Source organism: Microcoleus sp. Pol11C2 (assembly GCF_036701505.1).
Lineage (GTDB): Bacteria > Cyanobacteriota > Cyanobacteriia > Cyanobacteriales > Microcoleaceae > Microcoleus.
The window spans coordinates 114,873-130,965 of the sequence record NZ_JAUBQX010000010.1 but is presented as its reverse complement, the minus strand read 5'-3'; the positions used below and the strand labels follow the sequence as shown (position 1 = coordinate 130,965).

Sequence of the window (16,093 nt, the reverse complement as noted above, 5' to 3'; positions counted from 1 at the left end):
GATGAGTGGTCAATTACTTGTATTTTATTTGCTCCAAATGCTCCCCAACAAAATCCCGTTGAAGATATTTGGTTACAAGCTAAAAACTTTTTAAGAAAGTATTGGTATTTATGTAGGTCTTTTAAAATTGTGAAATTTTTGTTTGAATTTTTTACTAACGAACAAAAATTTAATTTCCCCAAAATACATCAATATAATTGCACGGATAAAATTAATTAGGATTGCTCTAGGTATAGAAAATCATTTAGGATTGCTATAATATCAAATCTGTTAGCATCGGAATTATTCCTATCTCTTTTCTCTTGATCTGCGTGAATCAACGTCAATCCCTTGTCATCGGCGGTGAAGAAATTCTCTTTTTTGACCGCAGATACAGGCAGATTAACACAGATTAACGCAGATGAATTAGATGGATTTCGGTTGGTTGCACCATCTATGATTGTTGACTATTGACTGGATTTTACTATTCCGATGCTACCGGAATTGATATAAAAAAGCTTTGAGTTGTTACCACCAATATTCAATAAAATTAAAAGTGGGTGAATAAGGTGATTGGTAAAGAACACTAGCGCCGACCGATTGAATCAATGGTTCAATCGAAGCCACTTGGTGAGCTGGGACATTATCCAGGAAAACAACTGCACGCCTTTTTGTTTCCTTACCAATTTCCCTTACAGTGTTGTGAAATTATCGTGTTTTGAAAAAAATCCACCCATTCAGGCGTTAAAGAGGCTCATATCAAATCTGTTAGCATCGGAATTATTCCTATCTCTCTTCTCTTGATCTGCGTGAATCAGCGTCAATCCCTTGTCATCGGCGCTGAAGAAATTCTCTTTTTTGACCGCAGACACAGGCAGATTAACACAGATTAACGCAGATGAATTAGATGGATTCCGGTTGCATCATCTGTGATTGTTGACTGTTGACTGGATTTTACTATTCCGATGCTACCGGAATTGATATCATCCAATCTGCTCAACCTAGCTCCCTATAAACAATCCAAAAGAGCCGGAGACAACCTCTCCTCTAGCCTTTGTGGGTTATCTAAAGAAATAATTTCTGCCTCATCTTAGATTTGCTTATGCATAATACAAAACTGCTTATCCTAGCCACGATGGGTTCATGGCGGTACTATCAAATTGGTTGGTAGTTTTATACAGTTCGTATTGCCCTTTTGCTGCCGCCTCGCGAGTGCGATTCAGCATTGCTGCAACTTGTGCTTGATCCATCGGCTTAAAGGTGCGAGCGGCCTCAAACGCTTGATCGAGGATTTGCATACTATCAATGCCAGTAATCACGACTGAAGTAGGCAGATTCATCGCATAGTGGAGACATTCGATCGGACTTACTGTATTGCTTCTAAGCACGTAGGGGTCGCCCATAGATTTCATCCCCAATACACCTATTTGGTTCTTCACCAGCACCGGCAGAACTTGTTGCTCAAAACTTCTAAAATGAGCGTCCATCACGTTCAGCGGCATCTGTACCGCGTCAAAACGGAAATTGTTTTGAGCGGCAATTTCCATCACTCGCAGGTGAACCAAAGGGTCTTTGTGTCCTGTAAACCCGATGTAGCGAATCTTGCCCGCCTTCTGCGCTTCTACTACCGCCTCCATAGCCCCGCCGGGAGCAAAAATGCGATCGGGGTCTTCCATCCGAATAATTTCGTGATGCTGCATCAGGTCAATGCGATCCGTCTGCAACGCCTTCAGTGATTCATCAATCTGCATCATCGCAGCGCCCTTGGTGCGGCCGTCAATCTTGGTCATCAGAAACACTTTTTGCCGGTAGCCATCCTTGAGCGCTGCACCCATCCAGCGGTGGCTGCGTCCGTTGTGATAATCCCAAGAATTGTCCATGAAATTGATGCCGCGGTCGATCGCACTGCGGATCAGCTTAATAGCTTCTTGCTCCTCTCGAAGGCGTCCGATATGGTGTCCCCCCAAGCCAATTGCAGACACTCGCTCTCCTGTGCGTCCCAGCGTCCTGTAACTCATCTCCCCGCTTTGGGTTTGAGCTTGGGCTACTTCATTTTTAACCTCTACTTGAGTCAGTTCATCTTGAGCTAACACGGGTTTCAACAACCCTTCTGAAGCAGCCAGCCCTGCTGCAACCAAACCCGAAGCAGAAGTTACTTTTAACATATTGCGTCTGCTGATATTCATAAATGCCTTCTTCAAGAAACTACTATGACTCACTCACCGCTTCGCTGCACTAAAGAGTTTTGAGTTGTAAATTTAAGATGTCTCAAAATCCAGACAGCAGTCCGGCTGCAACTTCTCCAACCGCCTACTTTACCTAATCAATAGTAAGGATGAAATTTCTAGTTTTAAGAGCTACTAGACCCGTCAACGAAGGCTTTTAACTCAATAGCATCGTGACTGCAAAACAGGCGCACATCTTTACTATGTTCCACCGATAATGCGTGCAGCCGGCCTTGATTGAGCAACCGAGCCTTGCGATCGACCTCCATCATCCATTGGTAGGCGCGCAGACCGGGTGTGCAGCGTCGGTTAGCGGCATCCATCTCGTGTCGGTAGAAATAGGCATCGCCTGCGTGCAGCAGCCAGCCATCAGGTGTATCAATGGCAATGCCAGCATGACCGCGCGTGTGCCCTACCAACGGGATTAGCAAAATTTCCGGCGGCAACCCGTCGAGGTCGCGGACTGCTTCAAAACCGAACCAAGGTTCGCCACCCGCCGAATAGTATTTCCAGCGTTTGACTTCATCCCACTGCCCCGGACGATAGCGCCTTTTTGTGATGAAACCGTGCCGATCGTGTGCGGCATTGATTTCAGCCTGCATGACGTGTACCGTTGCTTCAGGGAAATCCTCTAGACCACCGGCATGATCGAAATCGAGGTGGGTTAGCACAATATGGCGCACATCGCTTGGTGAAAATCCGAGCTGTTCAATTTGATGGATTGCCGTGTACTTGCGATCGAACTGGATGTTATTAAAGTGGACGAAAAACGGGCTGAGCCGAGAGTAAGGCGACTCGATATCCCGCAATCCGAAACCGGTATCAATCAGAACAAGTCCCTGATTCGTTTCAACGAGCAGACAGTGGCAGACGAGGTGAGCCGTCAAACCCCGACTGAAGCCATCGAAAAGCGCCCCACCAATGGGACACATACAGCCACAATTGAGATGATGAATTTGCATAAATGTGCTGCACTAAATTACTTAGGCGGGAACCATTTATTCCTCAGTTCGCATCCAATGCCGATGCTGCGTAATGGCATCGATGAACGCCTGAGAAAACTTCGCTAAATCTGTTACTACTGGGAGAAGTAAACACGCTTTTATCGGCTGCAATCTTGCCATTATCTGCGATGTTTACTTTCTTTAAATCTGCACATAAGAATAGTAAGATCGGCGCGAATTATTTGTTAGCAGAACCCGGTTCAGTAAGCTGGCGGTGCATTTCGGCATTAACGGTATCAGGCAAAACCTTGCTCGCGCTGGCAAGAATCTTTGTCTTGAGTGAACCGGCGATAATGTCGTCCTTACCCGCCATCAGCGCCTCGAAGCCCTGCTTGGCAACTTCGGCCGCGTCGTCTTTCTTGTCTGCGCCCGCCTTCGTGTCGTCCATTCCCGCCCGATGGAAGAAGTTGGTATCCGTCGGCCCCGGCATCAGCGCGGTAACGGTGACGCCTGTGTCCTTTAACTCGTTACGCAGCCCTTCTGAGAAGGAGTGTATAAATGCTTTAGATGCCGCGTAGACTGCCTCGAATGGCCCCGGCATTAGGGCGGCAATGGAGGAAGTGAATAGAATCCGTCCCTGGCCGCGATCGACCATATCCTTAACTACCCGTTTAGCCAAATGCACAGACGAGACAACGTTGAGGTTAATCAGATTGAGTTCGTCCTTCAAGTCTGTCTCGCGGGCAAAGTCGCCCCCGACGCCGACACCGGCATTAATTGCGATCGCATCCACTGGCCGATTAGTCGCTTTTATCTGGTTGTAGAGCGTCTCAACACCGTCGTAGGTAGCGAGGTCTGCCTCCACTGTCTCGACTTTGGCACCGAGCCCCTCAAAGGCTTGAGCCGCTTCATTGATGCTCGATCCGGTGGCGGTGACTAGGAGATCCAATCCGTTTTGAGCGAACTGTTTGGCGAGTTCGTAGCCGATGCCGTTAGAGGCACCCGTCACGACAGCCAAGGGCCGGGTCAACGAACTGTTTATAACCATCTAAAATCCTCTGTAACTGCTTCACGCTCGTTTGTCTAGACTTGCTTCTCTCTGTACCAGACAATCTTTGTGTACTGTGGGCTTTCAACTTTTACAATGCTAGGGAGGTAGGAGTGCGATCGCATCTTTCCCAGGACATAAGCTGTTAGGCATTTAAATACGGGATAATCGAAAACAAACTTCATGTAATTAGTGTGAAAATGACAGCAGAGAATCATCTCAGAGAAAGAGGCCATAGAGAAACTACAGAAAGCGTTAAAAAACGAATAAAAGGAAAACCTTATATTAAAAATAATGATTACATCATTACTGAATGATGCAACGATATAGCTAAAACTGCTGATTTTTTGTGTTTTTTGTTAAAAAGTTTTTTCTTAGTTTATTTAGAAAAATCCCTAGAATTTAGAAACTCTAAAAGATTAGCAAATTAATATTTAAGGCTGGTTAAATAATATCCCCACCTAACCAATAATTAGAATATAAATTTGGCAGAGGAACCGCTCAAAGATTAGGAGCTCGTTGACAAACTAGCGACGGCACAAAATTAAGTAGATCACAAATACAGAATATAGATATAGTTTGTATGATGAAGACCAGATAATCACCTCTGTTGTTTCTTTAAAAGTCAGTTTTGTTTTGAAGCCGTGAGCAATTCTGTTCCAGACTATCAACATTTAATTTTTTTTGACCGGGTAAGTGCAATCATTTTTTACATCTTTACAATGTATTGAGAGTTGCCAATGAGATTTTTACTAAGCTCAAAGTGAATCTATTTTGAATAAAAATTACCATTGATTTTCCTCCGTATGCAGGAATAGCCGCAATTCAAGAGGGCAATTCTGGCAAAGTCCCTCTATATCGGGTGAAATTTGATGTTTATATGTATAAAATGCGCGTAGATATGGCTAATAACTCTTTTGATAATTATTTGGGAACCGCCATTCTCTGGCGCTAAATTGGATGCGATGAGAGACGGGAGATGAAAGATGGGAGATTGACTCAGAAGATTAATCCTGGGCTAAAAACATTTATCTCCGGTGGAACGGGCAGGAGGCTTGCCCAGGGAGAACAGCGCGTGATGTCACTTATAAGTTAATCTCAGGCATTGTTCTCAATTACACCCAATCAACCTGGTAACAGCGACGAAAAATCTCAGATATCAGGTCGATCGCGCAGCAAGAAACCAAGCGGATGACGCCAAGAGTGTAAGATGTCAGTTATCACGAATACTTTCTGTTGGCGATTTCCCGACGGCACCGAAAATTGAAAATTATGACAGCCAATTGCTGATTCTGCTGGCTTCATGTTATAGTGGTTTTCCAAGAATTAAATTCGGTTGCGTAGTTTGTTGGTGTTTATTTACAAGCGTCTCTCCGAATCTAAATCTCTGCACCCTAATGATTCTGGAGATTTTATGTCGATTTACGTGGGTAATCTTTCATATGAGGTAACATCAGAGGACCTCAACGAAGTATTTGCCGAGTACGGTACTGTAAGCCGCGTCCAAGTGCCAATGGACCGGGAAACAGGCAGGATGCGGGGTTTTGCTTTTGTGGAAATGGCAAGCGAGGCAGAAGAAGCAGCAGCCATCGCAGCTCTAGACGGTGCTGAGTGGATGGGCCGCGACTTGAAAGTCAACAAAGCCAAACCTCGCGAAAACAACAACAACAGACGCTCCTCGGGCGGTGGCGGTGGCTGGGGCGACAACGATCGCTCTTCACGCGGACGCTACTAAGCTTTGACACTGAAAATTTGAGTTTTGGTAGTTGACGGCAGGTGCGAATGCTGCTTTTTTTTCGGGTTGTTCGATCGACCCATCAAATAAAACTCCCAAACCTCTAAATCAGTTTTGCCCCCTCCTTGGAGGGGGCTTTGTTTTTGGCGAAAAATCGCGCGAGGTACGTCTGCGGTGCAGTTCCCACTCTAGTTCGTGATTCGGTATCCTCTTAACTTGTTTTTTTAAGAGGCTGTCGGGATTTCGCGGCTCGACTCCTGTAAACTATCGAACTAGAATTAAGCAGCAAGAAAAGTTAGAATAACGGCAAAACTGAATATTGCCCAAAACAGCCAAACTATCTTTACCGAAGATTAGTCGAGAAAACCAGCCGAATATCAGCCAATATCTTGATTTTGCCTCAATAAAGATGTCCAAGGTCTACAGCACGGCGGAACTCATTAAAATCCTCGAAGAAGAGCGCCAAGCCTGCTTGCATGGGCGGCGTCTCAATTTGACTGAAACTCCTGCTACAGGCAACCCCGTGATTGACCGCTTTCTCACATCTGAGGGCGTTCAGAAGTTCACTGCCTATCAAAATTTTAAGGCTGCCGTGCACGAATACCAGCGGGAACATCAAGTTTCTGGGATTGTCTGGCGGGAAATGGCGGTTAAAGGCAATACTCTACGCTATCCAGCAGTGGATGACGAATTAATAGCTCTACCGGTTGATTTGATCACGCTGAAGGCAGCTAAGATTTCTATGTTGGAATTCTGGCAGCAGGTAACTGCCGGGATGGATTTGTATTTAAGCATTAACAGCGGGAAGGATTTTCGCTCGATTGAGCCGGTTGATGTAGAGGCTCTAGCCCAGCGCACAGAATGGGCCAGTCTCTCGAAGTGGGAAAAGTTGGATTTTCTAGAAATTTTGTTGCAGTTGGGCTGGGGGAAGCCGGAGGAAGCTTATTATAAGCGGGGATGGCCGAGCTCGGGCAGCGAGTACATTCACGCCGTCAAACCCGGACAGCGGCCGATTTGTTAATTGGTAATTAGTAATTTGTTTGTAGTCAGGACTTTAGTCCTGATTTGACTTGTTAAACGTTAAACCCACAATCCGGCAGGGAATGAATTCCCTGCCTCAAAGCTAAAGTCCTCGCTATGAGGACGCTCGATAGGACTTACGCATTAACAACGTAACTATGTCCTTCTGAGTCCTGAGCATTGCGAAGGAACTGAAGAATCTCAAAGCCTTGCAACATCATCTAGAGTGCGTAATTCCTGTTAAACTCCTTAGTCCTCATAGCGAGGACTTTAGCTATTAGCATGGGAATTCATTCCCAGGCGGAATTAACAACTGACATCTGACAAAGCATCAAGCCAAACCACTGATTTGGATCTGTCCAAACCTGCACTGGCATTAAACCACGCTGCGAAAGTTCTTTTTTTACAGTATTAAGATTAAACTTGCGCGATATTTCGCTGCGGATAGTTTCTCCCGCTGCAAATTCAATTGTTAAATTGAGAGAACGCAACTGCACTGTTTGCGCTTTTTTACTTTTTAAGTGCATTTCAATTTGACATTCCTCTTGATTGTAAAAAGCCCAATGCTCGAACTGTGCTAAATCAAAATTCCCCTCATATTTTCGATTTAAATGTCGCAGCATATTCAAGTTAAATGCTGCCGTTACTCCTTGACTGTCATCGTATGCAGGTTCTAAAATATCCTTAGATTTGTCCAAGTCAATTCCTAGCAAAAAATACTCTCCCGGCTGCAATGCACCCACAATTTGCGAGAAGAACAAATCGCATTCTTGAGCGTTGAGATTCCCGAGGGTACTGCCTAGAAAGCAAATCATTCGGGTTGGCAACGGTGACGGTGCAATTTTAGCTAAGGCTAATTCGTATGTGCTGACAAGTCCGTGAATCTGGAGGGACGGATAATCTGCCAAAAGTTGACAAGCGCTGCTTTCTAGGATACTAGGACTGATGTCGATCGGCAAATAGTGCAGGGGATATTCCAGTTGACTGTAAGCATCAAGGAGAATCCGAGTTTTGGTGGAACTACCGCTGCCGAGTTCGACGATTTCGCAGGGGCCAGTTAAATTGGCGATCGCCCCCGCGCACCCCTGCAAAATTGCCGTCTCAGTGCGCGTCAAGTAGTATTCCGGCAACTGGCAAATCAACTCAAACAGATTCGAGCCGCGATCGTCGTAGAAATACTTTGGAGGCAGGGATTTGGGGGTTTGAGTCAACCCGCTAACTGCATCGCTGCCAGCATTGATTTCTGCGGGTGTCAGTGCCGCAGCGCTCACCAGTCGCTCTAAGTGCAGGCGGTTTTCCTTAGTTAAGGCTGAGTTTGTCGTATCCGAGAGTCTTGGGGATTTCATAAAGTAATTTTTAGATGCACATATCGGTATAGCACGCAGCCGCGTTGCCAAATATCGCGCTCAAGTCAGATTTTTCAGGTCACTCTCCGTTCTGTATTGTCTCACCCGATGGCGATCGCATCCACAATTAAAACTTAAAATTTATCCACAAAAATTATTGAATACTTAACCAAACTTGTTTTCTTTGAGCTTGTTACATGGAAAAAAGTTAGGCATTTCGCAAACCCAATTTTTCCCCAATTTCCTCTCCAGCCATTTATCTGATTTTCGTCAAATAAGCTTTCTAATGCAAGTATTAAGGAATTTGTTCATCTGAAAAGTCCGATGAATAAATTCCTCACTATGAACAAACTTGATGGTAATTATAATTACCTAGCGAACTACTTAGCGCAGCGAAAACCAGCAATAATTTGCCGCACGCCCGGATAGTACCAATTCCGAAAGGTCGATCGCAGTGCCTGCGGAAAAGTCGCCCAACTCCCGCCTTTCAAAACCCGGTGTTCTCCATCAAAATAAACTTGAGAATATCCCCTGTAAGGATAACTTTCAAATCCCGGATAGGCGTCAAAAGTTGAAGCAGTCCACTCCCAAACATTGCCCAACATATCATAGCAGCCTGCCGCACTTGCTCCTTTGGGAAAGGCATCAACTGGCGAGGTATTGGCAATATTATTGCCGTGATTGCACAGGCTGCCGTTTGGCGGTTCTTCTCCCCAAGGATAGATGCGATATGTTTGATTTGTGGCATCCCAACTCGCAGCTTTTTCCCATTCTGCTTCCGATGGCAAACGCTTCCCAACAAAGTTGCAGTAAGCTTCGGCTTCGTACCAACTCACGCCGCAGACTGGATGGTTGTTGAAAGCTGGATTTTCTGACCAGTAAAGCGGTTGAAAGACGGCTTCGCCTTGCAGCCATTTCCAGCCGTCCGCTGACCACCAATCAGGGTTTTGATAGCCGCCGGATTGCATGAAATCTCGGTATTGACGGCAAGTGACGGGATAGCGATCGATCGAGTATGCTTCTAAATAACACAGGTGGCGCGATCGCTCGTTATCCAAAGCCTCAGCAGCATCGCTTCCCATGTAAAATTCCCCGCCCGGAATTTCAATCGCCTGGGAATCCGTAATTTGTAATTGGTAATCTGCAATTGGTAATTGGTAATTGGTAATTAATCTTCCTTCTTCCTTCTTCCCTCTTCCTTCTTCCTTCTTCCTGTGCATTTGCAACACGAAAGCAACAGTTTCGCAGTGCTGGCTTTCGTGCTGAATAATAAACCGCCAGAGACGTTCTTGCTCGTCGATCGGCGCTACTTCCAAATAATCTAACACCTTTTTTCTCACCGCGTCCAGATATAATTCAACTTCAGGTAACGTCGGCAGAAAAACCCGTTGTTTTTTCGGCAAAATATCAGCAGCAAACAGTTGGTGATACTGAGGGAAGACAGGTCCCAAGCCAGCACATCGTTGCAACAGCCACAAATCCTCAGTATAAGCAATGTGACCTAAGTGCCAGCCAACTGGACTAAAATCAGGATGAGCTTGGCGGCAAAAAGTATCGTAGTCGATGTCTGTAAATAGCTTGAAAGTGCCGCGGCGACACTGCTGCAAATCGCGATAAATTGCCTCTCTACAAGATTGGATAGATTTCGATATCACGATCTACTCCGGTACTGATAATGCTCTGGACTGGACACTCGTGCCAATTGCCAGCAAATAAAGGTTCAGAAGCAATGATGACAGAATTTGGGAAATTTAAATCGTCTCGCAGCCAATAGAGGGAAGGAGGGGTTTTTTGGGAAGCAAAGCGAGAGGCAACGAGCTGGTGTCCGTCGCTGATAATTATATTAGCTGAAAATTCTACTTGGTGAAAGTTTGCTAGCTCTGCCAAAGTTTTCAGCGAGTTTCGCAAAGCAGCTTCTAGAGTTAGATTGGCTGCTGTCAATTCATTGACAAACAAGCCGAAAATATGCTCTGAATCTGTAGTGCCGTTAATTGATTGATAAATGGTATCGGTGAGTCGATCGCGAATTGGTCTGTAAAGAGTTTGCCGAAAATTCTTCACGAAGCCGTTGTGTACGAACAGCAGGCGATCGTTCTGAAACGGCTGACAGTTGCTCAAATCTACAGCTTGTCCTGAAGTTGCACTGCGAACGTATCCGAGCGCGCATCCAGATTCAACGTATCGACTGATACTCGGAAGGTTAACGTCGCTCCAAATTGGCTGTACATTTTTATAAGTAAACGGGTCAGTATCTAGGTGGGGGTGATACCAACCAATACCAAAACCGTCAGCATTGAGTAGGCCAGAAGTCATTTCGCGGGGATCGTAACTCTGCACAATTAGGGAATGTTCCGGCTTGTACAGAATAGCATCGAGTAAAATCGGCTCCCCGAGGTAGCCAAGCAAACGGCACATAAAATTTTTGCAGCAATGTGATTAGCATTGTAAGTCATTAGCCGAAAAATTGCCCGATCGCCCATCTTCAGTGCTGGGAACAAGGTTTTTTGTAGCCCGCTGCCAGCATCGCAGTACAAACGATACAGTTAAGGTAGAACCCCTGCAACACAAGGAGACTCTTGAATGTTCATCGACGAACTCATCCCAATGGCGAAAGAATTGATCGAACAGCCGATCGCCTTCGCGGGCGGATTTTTATCTGGCCTGCTTCGACTCAACCTTCACGAAGATCCCGTTAAAAGCTGGATCGACGAGCAAGCTGGTTCAACTTCCTACACTACTCCCCCAGCCGAACCCACCAACGGTAAAAGCACCGGGCCTCAGTCAATCTCGATCGACTAAGGAAAAGCAGTAACATCCTCCCAACGCCAAACTGATTACAGTTATGGCGTGGGCTTCCAAACTTCACAGTTTGCCTTTCCGCGTTTTTCCCTTATGGGATTTGCACACTTGGCTAGATTGCATTGCTCAGTCCCCGCTAGAAAATCTGCACAGACACAAGCGATTCCCGTATAGCCTTTCTCAGATTGATGAAGTACAATAACAGCAGTCTGTAAACCAGTTCCAAATATCTTGCTTAGAAAGTTGACGGAATGCAAACTCGATCGTCTTTCCTAATTAGTGATAAATTTGTTTTGTTGAGCAAACTGAAAATATATTTATGTTTGAACTATAACTATAAATTCTTAGGTTGGTGATCAATCGGGCGAAGGGGGCGACAATTATATTACTTTCGGCCTTTTTTTTGATTAGTTTTTTTTACTTCTTTTGTCTATTAATATGACTATTTTTCATCACTACCAAAGCATTTGTCCCTAGTTTTGGTAGCTTGCCGGAGCATGAAAGCCTCAAATGTAATTGTATCATTTTACTTCTTAAATTAACTTATATTCTAACTTTATTGCTCGTTATATATAATGTTGGTGAAAAATATTTTTACACGTTTATTCGTTTTATTTTTAGCCACAAAACTTTTTATTGATATAGTTAAGAATGAATTTATTCAAGAGTTGAATCATTTTTATTTTCACTCGGTGCTAAAATTATCACTTGTTCTGCCTTAATTTTGCATGGTCGCATAAATTAGCTGGTTGAGCAATATTTTTGGTTTCACGAGCCTGTTTAAAGATTTTTTTCACCAAACTTATAACTCCCAAAAAACACTTAGCTATGGATTTTTGTGAGATTGCTTCCGTAATGATCAACATCGATAATTTTTTGTCTAAAATCAAGATGATAAGCTTTCATTGCTAGTAATGTATGATGTTTTCGATGCTTGGCAAACAAACGTGCTCTGAGTGGAGGGGGCGTCCCCTCCACTTCTGGTGATGGTGTGACTCCTGAGCGAGTTATAGTTCATTTATCCTATATCTTATATTTTATGTTTTACCGTTATGAATGAGCCAGCAATATGATACCTCATCTGCCTCACAAAGACTATATCTCTGAACTCCCAACTAAATTATAATCCTACCACTTTTTATAGTTGGCGTCGGCAGGCTTGGTTTGTGTAAAGCCAGCTTTTAACCTGTAGACTAAAGGGGTTTATAAAAATGAATTCAGCATCCTGACAACCAAGAACCTACCATAACTACGTCGTCACCCAAAATCGATAGCGACTTTCCTGCTCAGGAGTTACTCATCAATTAGTTAATTAATACTTTTAAAATGTAAAAGCCAAAAGGAAAAATTTTAATAGGTAATTCATCTAGCTAATAAAAGCTATAATATACAAGATATGTTCATGATTGCAGCGAGGATAACTGTAGTAGAAGGAAGCCGAAATAGTATGTTGAGAAAAATGAATTTACAAACCAGACTGATCAGTGCTTTTTTGATGATGGGACTTTTAGTATTTTTAGTGGCCTGGGTAGGATGGAACTCAACATCTAATCTCAGTCAACACATAGATACTATAGGTAAAAATAATTTACCGAGTATTGAAGCATTATGGAAAATTAACGAGGGACAAACCCAAATTGAGTCATCCGAGAGAGCGCTAATTAATCCGGCGCTCAGTCAAGCAGAAAGGCAAGATGCCTTAAACAGAATGGACAAGGCTTGGCAGCAGATTCAAGATGGGTTTAAAGCATACGAAGCCACTCCACGTACCGCAGAGGAAAATGCACTATATCAACAAATGCTTAAGTATTGGGAGAAGTGGAAGCAGGAAGATCAAGAACTCCTGCGAATTAATCAAGAATTTGAGAAACTGGGAATTTTGGATCCTTTGGGCTTGCAGCTAAACCTAATTAATCAAGGTAAAAGTAATTCGCCAGAAATGGCAAGAGCCAAAAAAGCTAGTAACCTTTTGAATAAACTCAGTCAGCAATCTAAGCTAATTCGCCTTGAATATATAAAAGCCGAAAAAGCAAATTTAGCCGTAGCTACATCCAACAGAAAGCAAGCCGACGACGCTTATAAAATCGCAGAAAATGATATTATGAAGACTCAAGTAGCTGTATTTTTAGGGATGACAGTTGGGCCGCTAATAGCGATTATTTTAGGTATAGCTTTAAGCATAGCGATCGCCAAACCTTTAGATAAAGCGCTGAAAGGTATTATTAATATGATTGTCAGTTCTTCCACCGAGATCGCTGCTACAATTGAGCAACAAGAACGTATTGCTGTACAACAAGCTGCTTCTGTTAATCAAACAACTACCACAATGGATGAATTGGGCGCATCATCGAGGCAATCAGCTATGCAAGCCGAATCAGCCCTTGAAAATGCCAGTAATGTCTTAAATATGGCAGCAGAAGGCAGTAAAGTAGTAAATAAAACCCAGCAGGGAATGTTGAGTTTGACGGAAAAAGTCGGCGCTATCGCCGAGCAAGTTTTAAATTTGAGCCAGCAAACCAATCAGATTGCTAATATTACCAATTTAGTCAGCGATTTGGCTAATCAAACTAATATGCTGGCAATTAACGCTACAGTGGAAGCCGTACGCACCGGAGAACAAGGAAAGGGGTTTGGGGTGGTGGCGACGGAAATTCGCAGACTGGCAGATCAAAGCAAAAAATCTTCGGATCAGATTAATGATTTGATAAACGGTATTAAGAATTCCATTAATAAAACAGTGATGGTAACAGATGAGGGCAAGAAAACTTTAGATAATAGCCTGAAATTGACTGAAGGTACGGCGGATAATTTTAACAATGTTGCTAATGCTATTAACAGTGTTGTTGTGAGCAGTCAGCAAATTTATCTGAATACCAAACAGCAGGCGATCGCTATTGAGCAAGTGGTAGATGCGATGAATGTTCTGAATAAAGGAGCAACGGAAACAGCCAGCGGTATTACCCAAAGTCGAATTGGCACTCAAACACTTAACAAAGCTGCTTTAAATCTCACATCCTTAGTTTAATAGAGAAAAGTAATATCCTAAACTAGGGATTAAGGAGATGGAGAGAAAATTTGTCCCCTTTCTCATTTCCAATTTGCCATTCCAAGTTTTGCCCAAGCATTGAAGGTGACATCTCCCCGTTTGGGCAAGGGATGGGGAGATGTGAAGTAGGTTTCCTCAAAGGGCTGTCTAGAGGTGTATAGCCATTCTCAAGTGAGTGAGGTACAGATTTAGATTTTAAATTAAAGAATGGAAGAACTGGGAAATTGGTAATTAACTGCCAAGTACCTCACGAAAGTTGAGAACCGCTATATCAACGATCGTGGCGGAAAGCAACCTAATATATTATACCTTGTTAGTTGCTTTTTTTCCGAAGATGCTTGGTGATTCGTCGCCCACCCATCACTGATCTGATTAAAATCAAATATTGTTCACGGGTGGGATTCCTCACCGCCCCAAAAGTCATCTCCTCACTCACGTGAAGAATGAGTGAGAAGATGACTTTTGATCAAGCTAACTATTCCAGCCAGTACCAAGGGTTAGTCAGTGGGGCAAACCGTTGGAGTCAGATTCGATCGCCCAGTTGTATGCTAGAGAGCACTTGACAGTTAAATTAACAGGTTATTATGTATAGCACAACAAGTTCAGTTCGATCGACATGACTATCTACATTGGAAATCTGTCTTACCGCGCCACCGAAGAAGACCTGAAAGCAGTATTTGCAGAATACGGCACAGTCAAGCGAGTTGTCTTGCCTACCGACAGGGAAACCGGTCGGATGCGCGGTTTTGGATTTGTTGAGATGATGGAGGATGCCCAAGAAGACGCTGCAATTGCCGAATTAGACGGTGCAGAGTGGATGGGGCGCCCCTTGCGAGTGAACAAAGCTAAACCGAAAGAAGAGGCAAATCGAGGCGCAGGTTTCAAGAGAAACGACGGATATTAGTCCGCGATGCGGCGGTTGACATCCTGTCGGAACCCACCTGATGCACCAGTGCGCCACTAGCGCCTAATTGCTAGCAGCAGTTGATTTTGGGGATGCAATGTCAAATCCGCTGCACAAAAACATCGATTCTTTGTGGGCTGCACTTGATCCATAACTTTTTGAGAAAGACAGAATTTATGCACGCTATTCTAGAAACCCGATTTCTTCTGCGATACCTCGCTGCTAAAAGCAAAATTTATCAGGAGAAACCGGGTTGATGAGCGTTAGTCTTAGAAAGAGTAAACTCGCCCTTTTTCATCAATATAAACTGACCGGTCTTGCCTAGTGCGGGGGTCTGATCTGGTGATGCGAACCGTCACAATGTTTGTCTGCGAGTCAACGTTATAGTCGTATTTCAAAGTTGTGCTTCCTCCTGTGGCATTAATCGGAATATTGGCAATGTCGCCGGTGCGATTGCTGATACGAACAATAATGTTTTTGCTGGCTCCGACGGGCAAGGATGACAAGCTGGCACCTGATTGACCGTATTCTAGGTTTAATCCCGTTTCATTTAACAGTCTGAGGGTAATATTGCGAGTATTGTCAACCTGCGCTTGAGGTTGCCAGAATCCTGGTTTTTTGCCACCGTCAGTTGCAGGTTGAGATAATGCTGGGTGAGGATGCAGAAAGGCTAGGGCGGCAAGTATTGCTGCGGTTGCAATAATTTTTGATTTCACGGTTTGTACCTCCGGGTCAAGAGTTGGTGATATTTCTATCCTAGCTTTAAAATCGGATGTTAGTGGAAGGAAGAAGGAAGAAGCAAGAAGGAAGAAGCAAGAAGGAAGAAGGAAGAGGGAAGAAGGAAGAAGCAGTAAAAGGAATAAAAGCAAGGATTTGAGAAATTAAGAATTTCCTAACCGTCAGGGCGGTTGCTATATCTACTCAGAAACGGGGCTTCTGTAGTTGTTAATATTCCTGGACGCACGGGTTGTCTAGAAATCCGATTTCTGAGCGGGTGGCTGCTTGCCAAAGCTATGATTTAGAGTAGAAACCGGATTTCTGGGGTCA

At 44.1% G+C, this 16,093-nt stretch carries 14 protein-coding genes and 1 pseudogene; 6 read left to right on the top strand and 9 right to left on the bottom strand.

The genetic code is table 11. The features are described 5' to 3' along the window. A pseudogene (locus QUA42_RS09190) lies at positions 1 to 219 on the top strand (IS630 family transposase); the annotation flags it as partial. A 288-nt stretch (positions 220 to 507) separates the two neighbouring features. Here the strand turns inward: QUA42_RS09190 and QUA42_RS27695 are convergent. The 5 genes from QUA42_RS27695 to QUA42_RS09170 all read right to left on the bottom strand — a co-directional run bounded on the left by QUA42_RS27695 (position 508) and on the right by QUA42_RS09170 (position 5,501). After that, positions 508 to 666: a transposase gene (locus QUA42_RS27695; protein ID WP_445301299.1), complete on the bottom strand. Its 159-nt coding sequence runs from the start codon at positions 664 to 666 to the stop codon at positions 508 to 510. A gap of 434 nt (positions 667 to 1,100) precedes the next feature. Then, entirely contained in the window at positions 1,101 to 2,165 is a 1,065-nt protein-coding gene (locus QUA42_RS09185) for an aldo/keto reductase (RefSeq protein WP_333137018.1), read from the bottom strand. Between the two features lie 164 nt (positions 2,166 to 2,329). After that, the gene (locus QUA42_RS09180) at positions 2,330 to 3,166 is read right to left on the bottom strand and encodes an MBL fold metallo-hydrolase (protein WP_333137017.1); all 837 of its coding nucleotides are present in this window, start codon (positions 3,164 to 3,166) and stop codon (positions 2,330 to 2,332) included. A 220-nt stretch (positions 3,167 to 3,386) separates the two neighbouring features. Continuing rightward, on the bottom strand, positions 3,387 to 4,196 hold the full coding sequence (locus QUA42_RS09175) for an SDR family NAD(P)-dependent oxidoreductase (RefSeq protein WP_333137016.1): 810 nt from the start codon (positions 4,194 to 4,196) through the stop codon (positions 3,387 to 3,389). 1,152 nt (positions 4,197 to 5,348) lie between these two features. After that, the gene (locus tag QUA42_RS09170) at positions 5,349 to 5,501 is read right to left on the bottom strand and encodes a hypothetical protein (protein WP_333137015.1); all 153 of its coding nucleotides are present in this window, start codon (positions 5,499 to 5,501) and stop codon (positions 5,349 to 5,351) included. A gap of 109 nt (positions 5,502 to 5,610) precedes the next feature. On the opposite strand from QUA42_RS09170, the gene QUA42_RS09165 reads away from it, so the two are divergent. Continuing rightward, positions 5,611 to 5,931: an RNA-binding protein gene (locus QUA42_RS09165; RefSeq protein ID WP_333137014.1), complete on the top strand. Its 321-nt coding sequence runs from the start codon at positions 5,611 to 5,613 to the stop codon at positions 5,929 to 5,931. A gap of 409 nt (positions 5,932 to 6,340) precedes the next feature. Then, positions 6,341 to 6,952 carry a hypothetical protein gene (locus QUA42_RS09160; RefSeq protein ID WP_333137013.1) on the top strand — a complete coding sequence of 204 codons (612 nt, stop codon included), beginning with the start codon at positions 6,341 to 6,343 and terminating at the stop codon, positions 6,950 to 6,952. A 289-nt stretch (positions 6,953 to 7,241) separates the two neighbouring features. Here the strand turns inward: QUA42_RS09160 and egtD are convergent, their stop codons facing one another. The 3 genes from egtD to egtC all read right to left on the bottom strand — a co-directional run bounded on the left by egtD (position 7,242) and on the right by egtC (position 10,712). After that, positions 7,242 to 8,297 (bottom strand): L-histidine N(alpha)-methyltransferase, encoded by a 1,056-nt coding sequence (gene egtD, locus QUA42_RS09155; protein WP_333137012.1) that lies wholly within the window; start codon positions 8,295 to 8,297, stop codon positions 7,242 to 7,244. A 380-nt stretch (positions 8,298 to 8,677) separates the two neighbouring features. Continuing rightward, positions 8,678 to 9,952, bottom strand: a complete 1,275-nt coding sequence (locus QUA42_RS09150; RefSeq protein ID WP_333137011.1) for an ergothioneine biosynthesis protein EgtB — start codon at positions 9,950 to 9,952, stop codon at positions 8,678 to 8,680. Further along, a complete protein-coding gene (gene egtC, locus QUA42_RS09145) occupies positions 9,924 to 10,712 on the bottom strand; it encodes an ergothioneine biosynthesis protein EgtC (protein ID WP_333137010.1) in 789 nt (262 codons plus the stop codon). The genes QUA42_RS09150 and egtC overlap by 29 nt, the downstream gene beginning before the upstream one ends. A 165-nt stretch (positions 10,713 to 10,877) precedes the next feature. Here egtC and QUA42_RS09140 point away from each other — a divergent pair, with 165 nt between their 5' ends. The 3 genes from QUA42_RS09140 (at position 10,878) to QUA42_RS09130 (ending at position 15,046) form a co-directional block, all read left to right on the top strand. Then, positions 10,878 to 11,096 carry a hypothetical protein gene (locus QUA42_RS09140; protein WP_333040721.1) on the top strand — a complete coding sequence of 73 codons (219 nt, stop codon included), beginning with the start codon at positions 10,878 to 10,880 and terminating at the stop codon, positions 11,094 to 11,096. 1,459 nt (positions 11,097 to 12,555) lie between these two features. Next, positions 12,556 to 14,121: a methyl-accepting chemotaxis protein gene (locus QUA42_RS09135; protein WP_333137009.1), complete on the top strand. Its 1,566-nt coding sequence runs from the start codon at positions 12,556 to 12,558 to the stop codon at positions 14,119 to 14,121. A gap of 637 nt (positions 14,122 to 14,758) precedes the next feature. Beyond that, positions 14,759 to 15,046 (top strand): RNA-binding protein, encoded by a 288-nt coding sequence (locus QUA42_RS09130; RefSeq protein ID WP_333137008.1) that lies wholly within the window; start codon positions 14,759 to 14,761, stop codon positions 15,044 to 15,046. A gap of 269 nt (positions 15,047 to 15,315) precedes the next feature. On the opposite strand, the gene QUA42_RS09125 is transcribed toward QUA42_RS09130, so the two are convergent. Further along, the gene (locus tag QUA42_RS09125; RefSeq protein WP_333137007.1) at positions 15,316 to 15,762 is read right to left on the bottom strand and encodes a hypothetical protein; all 447 of its coding nucleotides are present in this window, start codon (positions 15,760 to 15,762) and stop codon (positions 15,316 to 15,318) included. Between the last annotated feature and the right edge of the window lie 331 nt (positions 15,763 to 16,093).